Below are 19,344 nucleotides of genomic sequence, written 5' to 3'. Positions count from 1 at the left end.
TGGATCCCTCAGCAGCATCCCACGGCCGACTACGCGGGCCTGACAGCAATCCGGTGCTCAGAGGAGTTCGAAGATGGTCGCGTTGGCCATGCCGCCGCCTTCGCACATGGTCTGCAGTCCGTAGGCGATGCCGTTGTCGCGCATGTGGTGGATCAGGGTCGTCGCAATTCTGGCGCCCGAGCCGCCCAACGGGTGCCCGAGAGCGATCGCCCCGCCCAGCGAATTCATGAGTTCGGGGTTGGCTCCAATTTCGGCAAGCCACGCCAGCGGAACGGGGGCGAACGCCTCGTTAACTTCGAAGGCGCCGATCTGATCAAGACTGATACCGCTTTTTTGCAGTACTTTGACCGTTGCCGGAATAGGCGCGGTGAGCATGATGATCGGGTCAGCTGCCGCCACCACCGCGGTGTGCACCCTCGCGATGGGCGTGAGGCCATGGACCGCTGCGAGTTCACCTGTAGTGATCAGTAAAGCTGCACTGCCATCCGAGATTTGGGATGCATTGCCCGCATGGATCACCCCATCGTCGGCGAAAACTGTTTTCAGCCCGGCCAGCGACTGCGATGATGTGCCACGCCTTATTCCCTCGTCCCTGCTGAAGTCGCCTTGTTCGGTAGGCACGGCGACAATCTGGGCGTCGAAAGCGCCCGAATCCTGCGCCGCAGCAGCCTTCTGGTGGGAAGCAGCAGCGAACTCATCGAGCTGGGTTCTGGATAAACCCCATCGCTGTGCGATCATCTCCGCGCCGATGCCCTGGTTCGGGGCAAGGCCGTAGCGATCGGAAAATCCCTTCCCTGCAAAGGGATCTCCGCCCTGCAGGTTGCTCAGCATCGGAGTGCGCGTCATCGTTTCGACGCCCCCCGCCACCACAAAGTCATAGTGGCCGGCGATCACCCCGGCGGCAGCGAAACCGATGGCCTGCTGGGAAGAACCACACTGCCGATCAATCGTGACGCCTGGCACCGTCTCGGGCCAGCCAGCCGACAACAGCGCTGTGCGGGCGATATTGGCGCCCTGATCGCCCGACTGCGTCACGCACCCCCAAATGACGTCGTCGATCAGCGCCGGGTCTAGGTGCGTGCGCCCGATCAGCGCTCGAAGAACCACAGCTGATAGGTCAGCGGCATGCACGTGGGCCAAAGAGCCTTTGCGTCGGCCGACAGCTGTTCGAACTGCCTCGACAATGACCGCGTCGCGCATGGGAGAGTCCTTTCACAGCATAGGTTTTGCGACAATCAGCTCAGAAAGTTCGGTGGACGCTTTCCGACAAAGGCGCGAACACCCTCCAACCCATCGAGGCTGGCAGCGGCGGCGGCAATTGCCGCTGTCTCCGCATCCAAGGCCTGCCGCCCGTTGTTGATTGCTTGGTTCCGGATCAACCTCTTCGCGCTGACCTGCGCCGAGCGCGAGCCTTGCAACAGCGTCTGAATCGTCGATGCCAACCCTGCCTCGAGTTCGTCATCGGGATAGACGGCCGCGACAAGCCCTGCGTCGCAGAGTTCCTGGGCCGTGAGCAACGGATTGAGCAAGGCCCACTGCAATGTTCGATGTAAGCCGAGGGTGGCGGCCAGCAGCGTGCTGCCGCCATCTGGGGTTAAGCCGATCTTGCTGTAAGCAAACGTGAATCGCGCTGATCGCGCCGCCAACACGATGTCGGCCGCAGCCGCCAGTGGAAATCCAGCTCCCGCGGCTACGCCCTGCACCACACTGATAACGATGGCGTTGAGTCCATGCAATTCAAGAATGATGTTGTGCAGAATCTGGGCAGTTTCTCGCACCTGCGGTTCGGGGTCGGTAGCAGAAGCGAAGCTCTTGATATCCCCGCCCACAGAGAACGCTTTGCCTGCTGAACTCAGCACCACGATCCGCGCATCCGCCTTGCGGGCCAGGGCAATCCCGTGGGCAAGTGCCGCAAGTGAAGCGGGGTTAATCGGCGCGCCCCGTTCGGTTTCGGTGAGCACGATGCGGGCGACACCGCCTTCCAGCGTGAAGTTCTCGCTTTTACCGCTCATCGAACCACCCTCGCGTTTGTCAGTGAAACTGGTGGCCGGCGCACCACAACTGCGATCAGCACAACTTTCTCGCCCGCAGAATGATGTCGTCTTTATGGTGAGCGCCGTTGCCACCTTCCGGAACAAGTCGCGGCCGAAGCTCATCGAGTTCAACCACCCACTTCTCGTCGAGCATCGCTGCGACCATAGCTGGCCAGACGTACTCGGCGGGGTCGAAGTCGCCCTCGTGCGCGTGCGCTTCTTCCATCCCGGCGTGGTGGACCACCAGCAGCGTGCCGCCCGGCGCGACAGCGTCCAAGAGCGCATGTTCCGCAGCCGCGTCGAGAGTGCGCTGCAGCACCGGATAGTGCGCGGACACCAGATCAAATGACGCGGGCGCCAGGCCGGCTTCGGCGAGCCCAGCGTGTATCCAGGTGATATCGACGCCTGCCTCCCGAGCGTGCGCAGCAGCTCGCTCCAACGCCACACCGGAGACTTCCAGCGCCGTTACCTGCCACCCTGCCTGCGCCAACCACAGGGCGTCGGCGCCCTCCCCGCATCCCACGTCCAAGACCCGCCCCGGCGTCAGCCCGGCGGTCTCAGCAACGAGCGAGCCATTGGGGTTCCCGCTCCACATCCGTTCGTGGTCGGTGTAGCGAAGGTCCCATTCGGCCAGCACTTGGGGGTTTCCGAGGTAGTCCGCATCGGGAAAGGAGGAGGACTCTGCGCTATCAGCGTTCATAGACCAACCTTGCCTCTCCGAAGGCGGATTCACCAGTGGGACACTCGGGATAGGAGCAGTCCACTAGCGGCGTGAAGCGATCTGTACTCTTCTTGGGCAGTTGACCCTCCTCCCCGCTCTTGAAGGAGCTGAGCAGTATGCGCAAAGTTGTTGCAGGTCTGTTCTACAGTCTCGACGGCGTCGTGGAGGCGCCCCACCTCTGGCAGTTCGACAGCTTCGACGACCAGGTCGGCGAAGCCATGACGGGGATGATCACCGAGACAGACACCGTCCTGATCGGCCGACTCGGGTACGAACAGTGGTCGGAGTATTGGCCGACGGCGGATGATGAGTTCGGCGACTTCATCAACCCCGTCCAGAAGTTCGTTGCCTCAACAACACTCAGCCCCGAGTTGTCCTGGGAGAACTCGACGCTGATAGAAGGCGACTTTGTGGAGTTCGTGACGGCGCTCAAGCAGTCCGAGGGTCGCGACATCGCTGTCTGCGGAAGTATTTCGCTGGCTCGCCAACTCATTTTTGCGGGTCTGCTGGATTCGCTGACTCTGACGATGCACCCGGTGATTGCCGGGGCCGGAAAGCGCCTCTTCGAACCCACCGACCCTACGACGCGGCTGACGCTGGCCGGTTCGACCATCTCCAGCAAGGGCAACGCGATCTTGACCTACAGCCTGCTCGCCGATGAGCAACGTCTGGAGTCTGCAGTGCGCTATACCCACTCAGAACCCCACTCGTTGAAATGTGGGTGCCCTGATCGGCCTCTTCGTTAGGGAGCTATTTCGGCGAGGATGTTTCTGCCGATCATGAAACCAACCTGCCTCGCATTATCGAGGCACCGGATGCCGTATTCGGTTGACAGACACGTGACGCCCCCAAAATCGAGTTGGGAACCGGCCGGCAACGGCAGACCCTCCCCACCTGGCCGATAGGCGCCATCGGATACCGAGCACTCGACCCGCACTCCGGTTGGGAGGATCTGCACGGTTTGGCCGTAGTTGGATGCACATGTCACATCGGTAGGAGGCGTTGGATTCACGTAAGCGTGGTCTCTAATGTCGCAGACCACGCCGTCTGACGAGCCTTCTGGCGTATCGACTTGTATTTGGCACGCAATGTTCCCCGAGGGGCTTTGAAATTGTGCGCTCACACCCGATCCATACAACCCGGGTGCAACCGGACTGCCGTCAGAGCGCGGCTTAGTGAAGAGCTGATCGCCCGTCCAATCGCCGGTCACGCTGACGTACGTGACCCCAAAGTTGGTCCTCGACGAGGGAGAGGAAGACCTCGGGGCTGCCACCGTCGGGCTAGCCGCAGGCACAGACGCCTGTTGGCTCATAGTCCCCGCGTCGGCACTGACAGGCGCTGAACTAGCGGTGCTGGGCGACGAGGCAGTCGGGTCTGGAGCGCTGATTGAGGACGAGACAGTCGTGTCCGGGGCGCTGGTTGAGAGTGCGGATGTCGGTGATGAAATCGTGGACGAAGAAATCCCATCAGATCCGGTGCTGCACGCGCCGAGGACGGCCACTGCCGCCACCAACGCAGCGACCCGAACTATTCTGGTTATTTGCATGCCACCACGCTCCACTTCCACTCGTGATACCTCACTGCTACTGAGACCTTTACCCGATTTCGGGTTCGTCATGGGCGTGATCGGGCAAAGTCCAGGGCATGAATCGGAACGCAAACGAAAGCAATCGAAATCTATTCCTCGTCCTCGGACTCGTTCTCGTCGTGCTCGGGATCGCTTCGTTTTCAGCGCAGCCCATCATCGGCGCGGGCCTACTCATCACGGCGATCGTTGTCCTCATCGCAGTGGTGAGCCGAGGAGTTCGTCCCAAGTCATGACGCTCAACCTAGCCGCCCCGAATGTGAGTGCCCCTGGTCGGACTCGAACCGACACTGAAACGATTTTAAGTCGTCTTCCTCTGCCATTGGGATACAGGGGCCAAAGCCGGTGAACCGGCCGGTGTCAGCTTAGTCGGTGGGATGCCAGCGACAGTAACTCGCCAACCACTGCCTCCGGCCACGACAACCACCGCCCCCAGCCCGGCGGGCAGAACGTTACTGCCCCAGCGAAAGCGCTAGGCCGTCAAGGATGTCGTGTTCAGATACCGTGATCTGATCCAAATGCACGCGGTCTTGAACCAACTGCACCAGGGTGTCGAGGATGAGCGAACCGCCGCCGATCACGTCTACGCGCCCCGGATGCATGTATCCCAAAGCGGCTCGGTGGGCGGTGGTTGCGCCCAACATCAGCGTCGCCACTTCTGATACCTGGGTAGCGGAGATGCGTTGCAAATGAATTTTGGCCGGATCGTAGGTGGGTAAGTGCAGTGCGGCTGCTGCCACCGTGGTGGCCGTCCCAGCTACTGCAACCAGGGTTTTTATAGAAGCGACCGGAAGCGAATCCAGACCTTCACTCAGCACATGCGTCACGAGCTGCCGCGCCTGATCAATCTCGGCTTCGGTGGGCGGGTCTGAATGCAAAAGCCGCTCTGTGAGTCTTACGCAGCCGATGTTCACGCTGGCGGAGCCGGCGAGAGCTACCTGCACGTTATTCGTGGTTCCAATCACCATTTCCGTTGAGCCGCCACCAATGTCGACCACCATGTACGGCCCGCCCGATGCCGCCACTCCCCCAATGGCACCCCGGAAGGAGAGCTCGGCCTCCTCATTGCCGGTGATCACCTCAGGGTCTTGGCCCAACGTGCGCCGAACCATTTCGACAAAATCGTTCCGGTTGCTGGCATCTCGGGTCGCCGAGGTGGCCGCCATGCGCACCGACGTCGCACCCGAGGCGCGCAAGATCGCGGTGTAGTCCGAAAGCGCTGCCCACGTCCGGTCAATTGCCCCGGTTTGCAGCACTCCGGTCTGGTCGACACCTTCCCCTAGCCGGACGACACGCATTTCGCGGTGTACGTCGACCAGAGTGAAACCCGCTGGGGTGTTGATGACATCAGCAACAAGCAATCGAATGGAGTTGGTCCCACAGTCAATTGCCGCGACCCTCGTCATCGTGCGCCTCCGTGTGTTGTCACCAAAACCTTGAGATGGAATACCTTTTCAAGCACGTCGACCCTATCGTCGAGTCGCAAACCCACGGACTCGAGGGCACGTGACAAAGCATATGCGGCTTATGGGCGACAGGTGCTTTCGACCTTTTTACTTGCGTCAAAACTTAGTAGCTGACACCGGTTTCGGCGTAGAAACCCGCGATGTGGCGCCTCACTTCGCCCGCTGCTTCGTCACCCTCGCCCAGAGCCATCGCCGCCACCACTGCGTGATGCTCGGCGCGCAGCCTAGCGACCATCGACGACCAGTCAGGATAGGCAGCGACGGCCGCGGTCACGTAGGCCTGAATACCCTCGCGCATAGCCGTCATCACCGCAGTGATGACGGTGTTGCCGGCAAGCTCGGCCAGCATCACGTGAAACGCGGCGTCGAGTGCGAGGAATGCTTCTGGAGCGAGCGCGCTATCGTCCATGGCGGCTAACAACGCTCGTGCAGGTGCCAATAGGGCGGGCTCAGCGTGTACTAAAACGCTCGCTTCTTTCACCGCCCACGATTCGATAAGCACTCGTGCGCCGACGATATCGCCGACAGGCAAGTGACGACTTGCCAGATGCCAACGCAACGCTGACCCCATGGGGGCGGCGGGCTCCGCGATGACGACTGCGCCCGCTTCCGGTCCCGAACCCGCGCTGGTCCGAATCACCCCCATGGCTTCGAGGACACGAATGGCCTCGCGGACGCTGGCGCGCGAAACGCCGTAACGGAGCGCCAAAATGCGTTCCGCCGGTAACCGTCCCCCACGTCGAGCCGGCCCGCGGCCAAGTCCGTTTCAATTTGGGTCAAGACCACCTGATAGGACTTGGTGGTCGCCATTGATGTCCCCCCGCCGCACGCAACCCCTGTGGTCTGACCATAGAGTACCCAAAACCTGAGCGAGCGCCCACCGTAGGCTATGCCACCATGACCGATACCCCCATCACCCCGCCAGGCGACTTGCGTGCCTCCGACGCAGACCGGGAGCGGGTGGCGCACGCACTCAATACGGCAATGGCCGAGGGTCGGCTGAGCGTAGACGAACTATCGGAGCGACTCGCCTCCGTTTACGCTGCACGCACTCTGAGCGCTTTGGTCCCATTGACGACTGACCTTCCCGAGCATGGTCACCTGTGGCCAGCGGTCGGTGCTGCGGTGGCTCAAACGCCCTCCCCTGGCCTGAGCCGGGTCGGGGGCAATTACCCGGTGCTGAAGACTGCAATCGCCGTGATGGGTGGCCGCACCATTCGCGGACGATGGAAGATGCCAGCCAGACTCACCGCGGTAGCTCTCATGGGTGGCGTTGAAATCGACGTTACCCACGCGCAATTCAGCAGCGGCGAGGTCACCATCACCGCTGTTGCGCTGATGGGAGGGGTAGAGATCACTGTTCCCGAAGATGTCCGGGTCATCTGCAGCGGCATCGGCATCATGGGCGCGTTCGATGACAAATCGCACTGCGATTGTGGGCCCAACGCACCGGTGCTGCGGGTCAACGGAGTCGCCGTCATGGGTGGTGTGGAAATCAAACGTGCCAAGCCCGACCCTGAGTCCGTGAATCACCCCGACAAACAGCTGAGGTAAGTCCCAGCAATCGAGGAGCTAGCCAAATGACGCGCAGGCGCTCTCGCCGCGAGAATATTCGGCGAGCATGTTTACTGCCTCATCACCTAAGGGATTGACGCCCGGTCCGACTGCCAGCGAGTGCGCCACTAGGACGTGCAAGCACTTGACCCGGGTGGGCATTCCCCGGCTGTGACCGCTATTCCGAGGTCGTCAAGGGCTTTGCGCTGAGCAAGGTAGGACTCGTGCGCCGCGAGATAAGCAGCAGCAAGATCTGCGTCGAGCAGAAGCCGATCGCTCATTTCCTTCATCACCCCGCCCGATTCCATCCTGCCGATGGTGGAGTTGAGGACGGAGCAGCACAGATAAAACATGGTGGGAAACGGCGTGCCATCCTCGAGCCGCGGCATCGTCTGCACGACCGCGGGGATGCCGTGCCCACACCGAAAAGCCACGGCCTTCACGCCACGCGCCGGGCGGCCCAGTTCGATCGCCAACGCGGCGAAATCTGCCTCTGTTGGCGCTTCGAGCCTCGGCGGAAGGCCGAAACTGGGTGGAACTGGTGGGGGCGTAGGGGTTGTCACGTTCTCATTCTTGTCGATCATCCGCCAGCGCCGGGGGTGGCGGGGGCATCAGGGGCGGCGGAGGCATCAGAAACTGGTGTTTGATCGCCCGGCTGTCCCCCTGGGGAAGAGAGCGTGCCCCATAACGTCGAATACCAGGGTTGCGTCGTTGCCGTTGCCACGGGTGCTCCGGCAGCCGCTTCCGGTGCGACTTTCAGCACGGGAGCTTGGACAACGTAGACCGTGTCCCCTGGCATGACGTACTGCAGACGTTTTTTTGCCTCCGCTTTGATGTAATCCGGATCCGCCAACGCAGCCTGCTGGAGTTCCAAGTTCGCCACAGTCTGCTCCAAGGCCTGTCGCTGGGCTACTGCCGCGGCGAGCTCGGCGCGCTGGTCGAGGTAATCCCGGAGAGGATAGCCAAGCGAGAGCGCAACGGCCGCTAGAACCAACCCCAGGATGGCTACTTGCCGAAGCAGCTTTGACTTCAACGGCTTTCGTGCAGCTGGGCCACCGAGCGGGGCAGCCGGTGTGTTGGCCGCTCGAGTGCGGCGCCCGGGTCCGCTCACTCCGCCTGCGGTAGGTCTGGTTGCATTCGGCCGGACGGCAGACCTGGGAACCCGCCCGCCCGTCGAGTTCACGTCACCAGACCGCACCGTACGCGCACCGGCTCCCGACCTTGCGGGCCTGGAGCTGGTGCGCGGCGGGCGACGACCTGGTGTCTGACTCATGCTGCTGTTAGGAGCCCTGCTGGAACCGCGGGAACGCCAAGTCGCCCAAGTAACGGGCGGCATCGCCGAGGTTCTCCTCGATGCGAAGCAACTGGTTGTACTTGGCAACGCGCTCGGACCGCGCGGGGGCGCCGGTCTTGATCTGTCCACAAGAGGTTGCCACGGCCAAGTCGGCGATGGTCGTGTCCTCTGTTTCGCCCGAGCGGTGGCTCATCATGCAGCGGTACCCGTTCGACTGGGCCAAGGTTACGGCGTCCAACGTCTCAGATAGGGTGCCGATCTGGTTGACCTTTACCAACAGCGAGTTGGCGGCGCCGCGGCTGATTCCCTCTTCGAGCCGATCCGGGTTGGTGACAAACAGGTCGTCGCCAACGATCTGGATCTTATCGCCGAGCTGGCTCGTCAGGTCGATCCAACCCTGCCAGTCGTCCTCGGACAGCGGATCTTCGATGGAGACGATCGGGTAGTCGGCGACCAAGGACGCGTAGTAGGAGTTCATTTCCGCGCTCGTCTTGTGGCTGCCTTCGAACAGGTACCCGGCCTCGGAGTGGAACTCGGTGGCCGCCACATCCATCGCCAAAGCGATCTGGCTACCGGCGGTGTAGCCAGCCTGCTCGATCGCTTCGAGGATCAGGTCAAGCGCGGCACGATTGGAGGTCAGCGATGGCGCGAAACCGCCCTCGTCACCCAGACCGGTCGAGAGGCCCTTCTTCTTCAACACCGACTTCAACGAGTGGTAGACCTCGGCGCCCCAGCGGAGGGCTTCTCGGAAGGACTCCGCGCCAATAGGAGCGATCATGAATTCTTGGACGTCGACGGCGGTATCCGCGTGGGCACCACCGTTAACGATGTTCATCATCGGGACAGGCAGGATGTGCGCATTTGGCCCACCTAGGTAGCGGAAAAGCTCAAGCTCGGCTGACTCGGCCGCAGCCTTGGCGACGGCGAGGGAGACACCCAAAATGGCGTTGGCACCGAGGCGGCTCTTGTCAGAGGTGCCATCCAGGTCAATCAGTTTTTGGTCGATGACGCGCTGTTCGACGGCGTCGATGCCGATCAGTTCCGGCCCGATCTCTTCGAGAACAGCGTTGACTGCCTTCTGGACACCCTTGCCCAGGTAGCGACCCATGTCGCCGTCACGCAGTTCGACGGCTTCGTGCTCGCCGGTCGAAGCGCCGGAGGGAACTGCCGCCCGCGCGAGCGAACCATCCTCCAAAACAACTTCCACCTCGACGGTGGGGTTGCCCCGGGAATCCAGGATCTCGCGTGCTCCTATGAGTTCGATGGCCGCCACGGCGCATCCCTTCTTTTGCAGGATTAGTAACGATGAAAGCTTAGTCGGCCGCTGCTGAATGCATTTAGACACGCAAAATTGGCAGGTCTGATAACCGCGGTCTTAGCCTAGCGGGGCGCCGCAGGCCCGGTCAGGTGCCGCGCCGCGGCTGCCGGCTACCTTGTTTACCGAGAGCCTAGTGGCCCTTTTTTTGCAGCGCCTACAGGCGCGATCCGAGCGTCAAGAGCGTGGGTCCGGAAGCTGCACCCTCGCCATTACCGGAACCGTCGGCTGCGCCGCACGAGGCGCCAGTCGACGTCTGATTCAGCGCTGCAAGCCCCACGAAATGACTTGCTGCCTCTATTCTTTCGGAATCTGCGCGGCCATACGTCGTGGTGCGTTGGATAGCGCGACGCCCGATTGGCTCGGTGATAGCCCGCAGCTGCTCGACGGTCTGGAAGGAACCGAATTCGGAACCGGCCATCCGCGAAATAGTCTCCTCCATCAAGGTGCCCCCGAGGTCGTTGACCCCGCCGTTCAACATCGTCGCCGTGCCCTCGGGCCCGAGCTTGACCCACGAGGTCTGGATGTTGTCGATCGAGCCGTGCAGCATTAGCCGCGCGACGGCGTGGACGGCTCGACTCTGCTCGAAGGTGGCCCCGGCGCGTGCCAGGCCCGCGAGGTAAATAGGCGCATTGGTATGGATGAATGGCAGCGGCACGAACTCAGTGAACCCGCCCGTTTCTGCTTGCAAACGACGCAGCAAAGCAATGTGCGCGACCCAGTGCTCAGCCGTATCGACGTGGCCGTACATCATCGTTGACGACGACGGGATGCCCAGCGAGTGCGCCGTGCTGATGACGTCGACCCACGACTTGGTCGGCAGTTTGCCCTTGGTCAGCACCCATCGCACTTCGTCGTCGAGGATTTCGGCGGCGGTGCCCGGTATCGAGCCCAGCCCAGCGGCTTTGGCCTCAGACAGCCATTCCCGGATGGACATGTCGGCCCGGGTAGCCCCGTTCACCACCTCCATCGGCGAGAAGGCATGCACGTGAATATCCGGGACGCGGGCCTTAATCGCGCGGACCAGGTCGAAGTACGCGGTGCCGGGCCAGTCCGGGTGAATTCCGCCCTGCATACAAACCTCGGTGGCGCCGAGGGACCAGGCCACCTCTGCGCGCTCTGCGACCTCATCCACTGACAGGGTGTACGCATCGGCGTCATTGCGACGCTGGGCGAAAGCGCAGAACCGGCACCCCGTGTAGCACACGTTGGTGAAGTTGATGTTGCGATTGACGACGTAGGTGACGTCATCGCCGTTGACGCTTTTGCGCACGTCGTCGGCGAGTGAGCACACCGCCTCCAGGTCAACCCCCGTAGCCGTCATGAGCGCGAGAGCCTCTGCCCCGTCAAGGGACCCAGGGTCGTTCTCCGCTATTCGCAATGCTGCTGCTACCTCAGAACTCGTCGACTCCGGCGCAGAACGTTGCGCCTGCACCTTCTCCTTCAACGCGTCCCAGTCCCCGTACACGTCGGAGAAATCCGAACGCCGGTCGCCAGTGCGCCCGTCGGTATCGATCGACGTCGCGAGATCGGTCCTGCCCGATGACGACAGCGTCTCCTCCGGCTCCTGCCACGGCCTGCCCACTGCAATCACGTCAGTGCGCGCAAGCCCCGTGACAGGGTCAGCGAGCGCGTCGACATGCGCGCGTAGCCGCGGGTCCAGCCACGGCTCCCCCGCTTTCACGAACTCCGGATAGATCGTCAACCGCTCGGCTAAGGTGAAGCCCGCCGCTGCCGTGCGCGCCGCCAGGTCGTCAATCTGCGGCCACGGCCGCTCCGGGTTGACGTGGTCCGGGGTGAGTGGCGAAACGCCGCCCCAGTCATCGATCCCCGCGTCGATCACGGCCTTGAACACCGCGTCGCCGGAACCGATCAGGTTTGGCGGGGCCTGAATGCGCATCTTCGAGCCCAAAATGAGCCTGGCAACAGCGACGGTGGCGAGCAGCTCGGTGATTTCGGCATCCGGTGTGTGCGCCATTGCGGTGTCCGGCTTGGCACGGAAGTTCTGGATGATGACCTCTTGAACGCCGCGATAAGACCGCGCGACGCTCCGAATTTCAAAGATCGCGTCCACCCGGTCGGACAACGTCTCGCCGATCCCGATCAAGATTCCGGTGGTAAACGGAATCGACGAACGCCCGGCGTCATCGAGTACCCGCAGCCGCACGGCGGGTTCCTTGTCCGGGGAACCGTAATGTGCGCCGGACTTCTCGGTGAAAATCTCTGTTGACGTTGTCTCCAGCATCATCCCCATCGAGGGGGCGACCGGCTTCAGCCGCGCCATTTCCTCCCAGCTCATCACTCCAGGATTGAGGTGCGGGAGGAGCCCGGTGGTCTCGAGCACACGAATTGACATCGCCCGCACATAGTCGAGGGTGGTGTCGTAACCGGCTTCGTCGAGCCACTTCGATGCGGCATTCCAGCGCTCCTCGGGGCGGTCGCCCAGGGTGAACAGAGCTTCCTTGCAACCGAGTTGGCGCCCCTGCTCCGCGATCGCCAGAATCTCGTCCGGAGACAGGTAGGCCGATTCCACGCGCCCCGGTGTGGTGGCAAACGTGCAGTAATGACAGCGATCTCGACAGAGCCTGGTCAGCGGTATGAACACTTTTTTTGAGTAGGTGATCACGCCGGGCCTGCCAGCCGCGAGTAAACCCGCATCCCGAACGCGAGCCGCGGATGCCGAGAGTTTCATCAAATCTTCACCGCGAGCTTGCAGCGCAATCGCAGCTTCGGTGCGATCCAGTGCCACCCCGTCAGCAGCCCTGCGCAAGGCGCGGCGCATCGAAGAAGCGGTGGCCACGGGGGCAGATCCGAACAGCACCGGGGGGGCAGTAAATTGCGGAAGGCCAAGATCAGTCATGGAAGAACGCCGTTCGTTGCGAAAAGTTAAGCGGACCAGCAGGTTTCGCCGAACTCCTCGGTCGACGGCCGATCAAAAGCTAACGTGATCGGCCACCTACAACGGGCACATCATGCGGGCTGGGGTGTCCCCAGGCCCCAGCGCCGCCCGACGGTTTTACCTTGCAGGTGTTCGACGCCTGCTCGGGCAGCACTGGAGATAACTTCTCTTGACTCTACAACCGCAGTGTTAGGCAGAAATATCAGTAGTCCAGTTTCCGCAGTCGGGGCAGAATTTCCTCGCCGTACAGCTTGAGGAACCTTGATTGGTCCGGGCCCGGCGCGTGGAAGACCAGGTGGCGGAAGCCGAGGTCGAGGTAATGCTGGATTCGCTGGACGTGCTCGTCTGGATCGGTCGAAACGATCCACCGCGATGCGGCCCGTTCCACCGGCAGTGCGACGGAAAGCCGCTGCATCTGGATGGGGTCTTCGACCCCCATCTTCTCCTCCGGCGAAAGCGCCAGTGCCGCCCAGTATTTCGTGTCTTCCATGGCGCGGGTGCGGTCGTGATCGAACGAGACCTTCGTCTCCATCAACAGGTCGAGGTCGCTCAGAGACCGGCCCGCTTTCATCGCGCCTTCGTTCAGGGCTGGCAGCAAAATATCGCTGTACAGCGTGTCGGCCTTGCCGGAGGTGGTGATGAAGCCGTCTCCTACGCGCCCCGCCATCCTCGTTGCAGCCGGGCCGGAAGCACCGATATAAATGGGAACTTGTTTTTCTGGGCGGTCGTAAATGGTTGCGTTATGGGTCTGGTAGAAGGCACCCTCGAACGTCACCCGGTCCTCCGACCACAGGGTACGGATCAAGGTGATGGCTTCCTTCAGCCGCGCAAAGCGCTCCTTGCCATCAGGCCAGGGAATACCCAGCGGCACCTCGTTCAGCGCTTCCCCAGACCCGACACCGAGAATGACGCGACCGGGAAACATCACCCCCAAGGTGGCAAATGCCTGCGCAATAACGCCCGGGTGGTAGCGGAAGGTCGGTGTTAAGACGGACGTTCCCATGATGATTTTGCTGGTCCTGGCACCGAGCGCGCCTAAGAATGGCAGCGCTGCCGGGGCGTGGCCACCTTCGTGGCGCCATGGCTGCAAGTGATCGGAGATAAACACCGAGTCGAAACCGGCCTGTTCGGCTTCCACCGAATAGGCCAGCAACTCGTTGGGATCAAACTGCTCGGCCGATGCCTTGTACCCGAAACGAAGGGTCATGCTGCTCCTTAGCGCGCTGTGAACTACGGCAAACGTCGTTGGTTACCGCGGTGCCCTCGTCGGGAACCGATCACTTCACCATACGACGCGTTGGGCGCGAACGAACGAAGGGCATCAGGCCCAAGCGGTGGTCGAGGCAGCTCCGCTGAACGGCCGGACCAGAGTAATCTGCGGCGCCTCGATTGCGTCGGCGACCACCTTGGACACCTGATCAGCTTCGATCAAAAACCCATCGTGCCCGTATTCCGACCGCATGGTGACGAGCGGCTTCGCGCGTGGTGCCAGGGCTATCTCCGCCCCCAACTCCGGCGGGAACAAACGGTCGGAATCGACGACAGCGACCGTCAGGTCAGCAGTGATCCTGCCCAAAGCTGCACGCAAGCCGCCGCGCCCGCGACCCACGTCATGGGAGTTCATTGCTTCGGTCAGAACGAGATAGGAGTTGGGATCGAACCTGCGGCCCAACTTCGCCCCGTGATAGGAGATATAGGACTGCACAGCAAATCTGCCGCCGGTCGCAGGGTCCTCTCCCTCCTGCGCGTCTCGTCCGAAACGAGTGTTCAGCTCGCACCCGCTGCGGTAGGTCATGTGGGCGATCTCACGTGCAATTGCCATCCCGGCAAGCGGCCAAGCCTGGTCGTAGTAATCACCGCCCGCAAAGTTCTGATCCGAGCGGATTGCCGCGAGTTGTGGTGTCGTCCAACCGATCTGGTCCGCGCTGGCGTAGCCACATGCAGCAATCGCGACTGCGGCTTTGACCCGATCCGGGAAGCTCACCGCCCACTCAAGCACTCGCATGCCGCCCATCGAACCGCCGATGATCGCGTGAAATGTCTTAATTCCCAACACATCCGCCAACGCCGCTTCGGCACTCACCAAGTCGCGCATAGTAACTGCCGGAAACCTAGAACCGTAAGGCTGCCCATCTGCTGCAACTGACGATGGTCCGGTCGTTCCTTGGCACCCGCCGAGCACATTGGGTGCGATCACAAAGTACTTATCGGTGTCTAGAACGGCCCCTTGGCCGATCAGTCCGTCCCACCATCCTGGGGTCGGCTGCCCAGCTGCAGTGGGACCTACCACGTGAGCGTCACCGGTCAAAGCGTGGAGCACGAGAATGGCATTGTCCCTGGCAGCATTGAGCTTTCCCCAAGATTCAAAGGCCACTCGGACGCCAGGAAGAACCCCACCGTTCTCCAAATCCAGATCACCGACATCGGCGAACTGCCGCCACGCTGACGGCGAACCGCCATGCCAGATAGCGCTGGCGGGCACGTTCACACCCGAACGGGCTTGGGCGCCGTCAAGAAGACCGGCGGCGCCCAAGCCGGCTGGGTCACCACTGATGGTGACCCGAGCCGCGGGTAATGCGGGACGGGCTTCGCCGGCGCGACCGGAGGCATCGGCGGCGTTTCCGGAGGCATCGCCGGCGTTTCCGGAGGCATCGCCGGCGTTTCCGGAGGCATCGCCGGCGTTTCCGGAGGCACCGCCGGCGTTTCCGGAGGCACCGCCGGCGCGATGAACCACACTCATCAGCATGCCAAGGTCCGCACTCGATACATGACTTTGCCTCAGACCCCGGCGGCAGCCGGAACGGAGTCCTGTGGCAGCTCGGCGACGGTTGCCGCCGAGGTTGCCGCCGCGAACCCTGCCGTCAGATCGGCCAGAATGTCGTCGATGTGCTCCGTGCCGATAGCAAGGCGGATAAGTCCTGGCGTAACTCCGGTGGTGGCTTGCTCCTCCGGCGACAACTGCGAGTGGGTCGTCGAGGCCGGGTGGATTACCAGCGATCGAACGTCGCCGATGTTGGCCAAGTTGGTGAAGAGCTCCAGCGAATCACTGAAGACCTCACCCGCAGCAGCACCGCCCTCAATCTCGAAGCACACGATGGCGCCGCCGCCACGCGGGGAGTACTTAAGTTGCTTGTCGTGCCACGGACTGGACTCAAGTCCCGGGTAGGAAACAGAGGAGACGGCGCCGTGCCCCTCAAGGAATCTGGCCACCGCGGTGGCATTGCTGGTGTGCCGATCCATCCGCAGGCTTAAAGTCTCAATTCCCTGATTGAGAAGGAACGCGTTGAACGGAGTGGTTGCCGGACCGAGGTCCCTCATCAGCTGCAGCCGAGCTTTGAAGATGAACGCGACGTTGACGCCAAATAGGCCGTGTGGCCCGAGGTCGGTGCCCCACGTCAAATTGTTGTAGCTCGGGTCCGGGTTGTTGAAGCCGGGGAACTTCTCTGGGTCAGCGGTCCAGTCAAAGTTGCCCGAGTCGATAATGGCCCCACCCATCGCCACGCCGTGACCACTGAGGTACTTGGTGGTGGAGTGCACCACGACATCTGCACCATGCTCGATTGGACGAATGAGATACGGTGAGGGCACAGTGTTATCGACGATCAGCGGGATCCCGTTGCTATGCGCCACGGTCGAAACCCCCTCGAAGTCAAGGACATCGAGCTGAGGGTTAGAAATTGACTCGGCGTAAAAAGCCTTCGTGTTCGGCCTCACCGCCTGCTGCCAGGAGTCGAGATCGTCTGGGTCGGTGACGAAGTCAACCGTGATACCGAATTTCGGCAACGTGTAGTGCAGCAGGTTATAGGTTCCCCCGTACAGCCGCGGCGAGGCCACGATGTGGTCGCCGGCCTGAGCGATCGTTAGCAATGCCAGGGTCTCGGCGGCTTGGCCGGACGCTGTCAGTAGCGCGCCGACGCCGCCCTCAAGAGAGGAAATTTTGTCTTCGACGGCAGCTGTTGTGGGGTTGTGAATGCGAGTGTAGATGTTGCCGAGTTCTTCCAGCGCAAACAGTTTGCGTCCGTGGGCGGAGGAGTCGAAAGCGAACGCTGTCGTCTGATAAATCGGCAGGGCGCGCGATTTAGTGGTGGGGTCCGGTGCTTGTCCAGCATGAATTTGGCGAGTTTCAAAAGACCAGGTGTTACTCATGGAAGTCTCCAGAGGAAAGAAGTTTTTTGGGTGGGCAAAAGCGTGCGAAGCCTCGCGAGCCGTCGACGGCAAAAGCCCAAAGGGCTTGCGGTGAGAGGGTTTTCGCGCGTGCAGCGCAGTGGGGCGGTGTCGCGGATCAGCGCAAAAAACAGCGGCTTAAGTCAGCGACAGCAAAACATTCGACAAAACACAGCGGCGCTCCTTCGTAGCGTCAACTGGACCCATCGGTCGATGGGCCGCGCTTGCGTGTGGCTAACGTACGGCCAACCGCCGGGTCATCACCCAGGGCACCCCACCGCGTGTGGAGGGTTGCCGTCCAGCGAGCTGGGGCTTGTCGCTGACACTCATGACCTACCAGATCACTATACAGATGCTGGAGTTAGCCGTCTACCGACGCAGCCCCGGTAACGCTCGCGCCCCTGATAGGCCTGCGGGCGAACGACGAACCCGGAGCGGGCTTTGAGCGGAATCGATCAGTTCATGACTCAGCCACGCGAGAACTCCTGCGCCCACGTGCTTTTCATTATTCGGCCGTTGTGCTGGGTCGGCTACCCCTCGGTTCTGAAGTGACCAGTTGTTCGGCCTCGCTGGTGCGAGCCAGGCAAACAGCATGCTTGAGCTGCGTCACAAAGGACTGCTTCCGATGGCTTGGATTGGGACAATGGCCACATGACCTCGCGCATCGTTCCTACATTCCGCGTCCTTGCCTTCGTTGAATCGCTCACTTGGCTCGGCCTCTTGATCGGTATGTACTTCAAGTGGATCGCCAAGACCACCGAGGTGGGGGTTCAGGTATTTGGGGCCTTACATGGCGCCGTTTTTGTGGCCTATGTCGTGTTGGCCCTGCTGACCGCTTGCGGTCAGCGCTGGTCGTTGTGGACGACTCTGCTGAGTTTGGCCGCGTCGATCCCGCCGTTCTTCACCGTGTGGTTCGAGGTGTGGGCGAAGAAGACCGGGAAACTCGACCCCGTCACTCAGACTGTCCCGGTTAGCCGCTGAAAAAAGTGCGTCTGTGTGATCTATTTCTATCTTGAGACCACCAGCGGTCGCCACCACCTAGCAGGAACACAGAAGGGCCCGGCTCACTCGGATTTTGTCCGAGTGGGCCGGGCCCTTCTGTGTAATGAGAAACTAACTACCACTCAAGGCCGCCGCCGGTCTGGTACTCGATGACGCGGGTTTCAAAGAAGTTCTTTTCCTTCTTCAAGTCCATCATCTCGCTCATCCACGGGAACGGGTTCTCGGTGTCCTCGAACAAAGGCTGCAAACCAATCTGAACGCACCGACGGTTGGTGATGAAGTGCATGTACTGCTCGCACTGTGCAGCACTAAGGCCGAGCATGCCGGTCGACAAAGTCTCGCGGCCATAAGTGATCTCGAGCTCGCAGGCCTTGGCCAACATGCCGGAAATTTCGGCGGCGAATTCTGTTGACCACAGTTCCGGGTTCTCGATTTTGATCTGATTAATCACGTCGATACCGAAGTTGAGGTGAATCGACTCGTCGCGCAAAATGTACTGGTACTGCTCGGCGATTCCGACCATCTTGTTACGGCGTCCGAGGGACAAAATCTGAGCGAATCCGGTGTAGAACCACATACCTTCAAAGATCACGTAGAACGCCACCAGATCGCGCAGGAACGCCCGATCGGATTCGATGTCGCCTGTCTTGAACGAAGGATCCTCCAGGTTCTTGGTGTACTGCAGGGCCCAAGCGTCCTTCTCCGTGATGGAGGGCACTTCCCGGTACATGTTGAATAGCTCACCCTCGTCCAGGCCCAGGCTCTCGCAGATGTACTGGAAGGTGTGGGTGTGGACCGCTTCTTCAAAAGCTTGACGCAATAGAAACTGGCGGCATTCTGGGTTGGTCAGCTGGCGGTAGACAGCGAGAACGATGTTGTTTGCTACGAGCGACTCTGCGGTGGCAAAGAAGCCCAGGTTGCGCTTGAGCATCTGGCGTTCGGCGTCGGTGAGGCCGTTCGGTGACTTCCACAGCGCAATGTCTGCCTGCATGGAAACTTCGGTAGGCATCCACTGGTTGTTGCATCCGGCCAAGTACTTTTCCCATGCCCAGTGGTACTTCAAGGGCAGGAGCTGGTTGACATCAGCTCGAGCGTTGATCATCCGCTTTTCGCTGACCGAGACCCGGCCGCCGGCGGTATCAATGGCGCCGAGGCCACTTGCCGCAACTGCTGGGGCTGAGTCGCCCTCCACGTCGGTAAAAGAGGCCGCTGTATCGCTGCCAAAGGATGTTGCGAAAGTCGTCATTGTCGTCTCCTAATGTCACATTTGATGGAGTAGTTAGTGGAATGGTTGATGGTCAAGAAGTGAAG

The 19,344-nt window shown here is 61.5% G+C and carries 17 protein-coding genes, 1 tRNA gene, 1 pseudogene and 1 riboswitch; of the genes and pseudogenes, 4 read left to right on the top strand and 15 right to left on the bottom strand.

Going from position 1 to position 19,344, the window contains the following annotated elements; genetic code table 11:
* Positions 1 to 57: 57 nt before the first annotated feature.
* From EH165_RS03585 to EH165_RS03575, 3 genes are read right to left on the bottom strand one after another with little or no spacing between them, the layout of a single operon-like run.
* A complete protein-coding gene (locus EH165_RS03585) occupies positions 58 to 1,200 on the bottom strand; it encodes a thiolase family protein (protein WP_124798063.1) in 1,143 nt (380 codons plus the stop codon).
* A gap of 35 nt (positions 1,201 to 1,235) precedes the next feature.
* Complete coding sequence (locus EH165_RS03580; RefSeq protein WP_124798062.1) at positions 1,236 to 2,012, bottom strand: enoyl-CoA hydratase/isomerase family protein; 777 nt, start codon at positions 2,010 to 2,012, stop codon at positions 1,236 to 1,238.
* Between the two features lie 55 nt (positions 2,013 to 2,067).
* Positions 2,068 to 2,733: a class I SAM-dependent methyltransferase gene (locus tag EH165_RS03575; protein WP_124798061.1), complete on the bottom strand. Its 666-nt coding sequence runs from the start codon at positions 2,731 to 2,733 to the stop codon at positions 2,068 to 2,070.
* Positions 2,734 to 2,870: 137 nt separating this feature from the next.
* Between EH165_RS03575 and EH165_RS03570 the strand changes: the two genes are divergently transcribed.
* Positions 2,871 to 3,500 carry a dihydrofolate reductase family protein gene (locus EH165_RS03570; RefSeq protein WP_124798060.1) on the top strand — a complete coding sequence of 210 codons (630 nt, stop codon included), beginning with the start codon at positions 2,871 to 2,873 and terminating at the stop codon, positions 3,498 to 3,500.
* Here the strand turns inward: EH165_RS03570 and EH165_RS03565 are convergent.
* The gene (locus tag EH165_RS03565) at positions 3,497 to 4,372 is read right to left on the bottom strand and encodes a hypothetical protein (protein WP_124798059.1); all 876 of its coding nucleotides are present in this window, start codon (positions 4,370 to 4,372) and stop codon (positions 3,497 to 3,499) included. The genes EH165_RS03570 and EH165_RS03565 overlap by 4 nt on opposite strands.
* 26 nt (positions 4,373 to 4,398) lie before the next feature.
* On the opposite strand from EH165_RS03565, the gene EH165_RS15355 reads away from it, so the two are divergent.
* Positions 4,399 to 4,575 carry a hypothetical protein gene (locus EH165_RS15355; protein WP_164479110.1) on the top strand — a complete coding sequence of 59 codons (177 nt, stop codon included), beginning with the start codon at positions 4,399 to 4,401 and terminating at the stop codon, positions 4,573 to 4,575.
* A gap of 28 nt (positions 4,576 to 4,603) precedes the next feature.
* Here the strand turns inward: EH165_RS15355 and EH165_RS03560 are convergent.
* The 3 genes from EH165_RS03560 to EH165_RS03550 all read right to left on the bottom strand — a co-directional run bounded on the left by EH165_RS03560 (position 4,604) and on the right by EH165_RS03550 (position 6,514).
* Positions 4,604 to 4,676, bottom strand: a tRNA-Leu gene (locus EH165_RS03560).
* A gap of 115 nt (positions 4,677 to 4,791) precedes the next feature.
* Complete coding sequence (locus tag EH165_RS03555; RefSeq protein ID WP_124798058.1) at positions 4,792 to 5,745, bottom strand: Ppx/GppA phosphatase family protein; 954 nt, start codon at positions 5,743 to 5,745, stop codon at positions 4,792 to 4,794.
* A 163-nt stretch (positions 5,746 to 5,908) separates the two neighbouring features.
* The gene (locus EH165_RS03550) at positions 5,909 to 6,514 is read right to left on the bottom strand and encodes a FadR/GntR family transcriptional regulator (RefSeq protein WP_239020683.1); all 606 of its coding nucleotides are present in this window, start codon (positions 6,512 to 6,514) and stop codon (positions 5,909 to 5,911) included.
* A gap of 188 nt (positions 6,515 to 6,702) precedes the next feature.
* Between EH165_RS03550 and EH165_RS03545 the strand changes: the two genes are divergently transcribed.
* On the top strand, positions 6,703 to 7,359 hold the full coding sequence (locus tag EH165_RS03545; RefSeq protein ID WP_124798057.1) for a DUF1707 SHOCT-like domain-containing protein: 657 nt from the start codon (positions 6,703 to 6,705) through the stop codon (positions 7,357 to 7,359).
* An 18-nt stretch (positions 7,360 to 7,377) separates the two neighbouring features.
* On the opposite strand, the pseudogene EH165_RS03540 reads toward EH165_RS03545, so the two are convergent.
* The 7 genes and pseudogenes from EH165_RS03540 to EH165_RS03510 all read right to left on the bottom strand — a co-directional run bounded on the left by EH165_RS03540 (position 7,378) and on the right by EH165_RS03510 (position 17,013).
* Positions 7,378 to 7,943: pseudogene (locus EH165_RS03540) on the bottom strand (DUF501 domain-containing protein).
* Entirely contained in the window at positions 7,940 to 8,470 is a 531-nt protein-coding gene (locus tag EH165_RS03535; protein ID WP_164479109.1) for an FtsB family cell division protein, read from the bottom strand. Before EH165_RS03535 ends, EH165_RS03540 begins: the two are co-directional and overlap by 4 nt.
* Positions 8,471 to 8,639: 169 nt before the next feature.
* Complete coding sequence (gene eno, locus EH165_RS03530) at positions 8,640 to 9,926, bottom strand: phosphopyruvate hydratase (RefSeq protein WP_124798055.1); 1,287 nt, start codon at positions 9,924 to 9,926, stop codon at positions 8,640 to 8,642.
* 199 nt (positions 9,927 to 10,125) lie between these two features.
* Positions 10,126 to 12,828 (bottom strand): bifunctional FO biosynthesis protein CofGH, encoded by a 2,703-nt coding sequence (locus EH165_RS03525; RefSeq protein WP_124798054.1) that lies wholly within the window; start codon positions 12,826 to 12,828, stop codon positions 10,126 to 10,128.
* A 241-nt stretch (positions 12,829 to 13,069) separates the two neighbouring features.
* Positions 13,070 to 14,074 carry a glucose-6-phosphate dehydrogenase (coenzyme-F420) gene (gene fgd / locus EH165_RS03520; protein ID WP_124798053.1) on the bottom strand — a complete coding sequence of 335 codons (1,005 nt, stop codon included), beginning with the start codon at positions 14,072 to 14,074 and terminating at the stop codon, positions 13,070 to 13,072.
* A gap of 114 nt (positions 14,075 to 14,188) precedes the next feature.
* Entirely contained in the window at positions 14,189 to 15,601 is a 1,413-nt protein-coding gene (gene metX, locus EH165_RS03515; RefSeq protein WP_239020681.1) for a homoserine O-acetyltransferase MetX, read from the bottom strand.
* A gap of 44 nt (positions 15,602 to 15,645) precedes the next feature.
* Positions 15,646 to 17,013: a bifunctional o-acetylhomoserine/o-acetylserine sulfhydrylase gene (locus EH165_RS03510; protein ID WP_124798051.1), complete on the bottom strand. Its 1,368-nt coding sequence runs from the start codon at positions 17,011 to 17,013 to the stop codon at positions 15,646 to 15,648.
* Positions 17,014 to 17,246: 233 nt separating this feature from the next.
* Positions 17,247 to 17,365, bottom strand: a riboswitch (SAM riboswitch).
* A gap of 317 nt (positions 17,366 to 17,682) precedes the next feature.
* Between EH165_RS03510 and EH165_RS03505 the strand changes: the two genes are divergently transcribed.
* Positions 17,683 to 18,012, top strand: a complete 330-nt coding sequence (locus tag EH165_RS03505) for a DUF3817 domain-containing protein (RefSeq protein WP_124798050.1) — start codon at positions 17,683 to 17,685, stop codon at positions 18,010 to 18,012.
* A 136-nt stretch (positions 18,013 to 18,148) separates the two neighbouring features.
* On the opposite strand, the gene EH165_RS03500 is transcribed toward EH165_RS03505, so the two are convergent.
* On the bottom strand, positions 18,149 to 19,279 hold the full coding sequence (locus EH165_RS03500) for a ribonucleotide-diphosphate reductase subunit beta (protein WP_124798049.1): 1,131 nt from the start codon (positions 19,277 to 19,279) through the stop codon (positions 18,149 to 18,151).
* Between the last annotated feature and the right edge of the window lie 65 nt (positions 19,280 to 19,344).

The organism is Nakamurella antarctica, from assembly GCF_003860405.1.
Lineage (GTDB): Bacteria > Actinomycetota > Actinomycetes > Mycobacteriales > Nakamurellaceae > Nakamurella > Nakamurella antarctica.
This window is presented reverse-complemented; position numbering and strand designations above follow the sequence as displayed.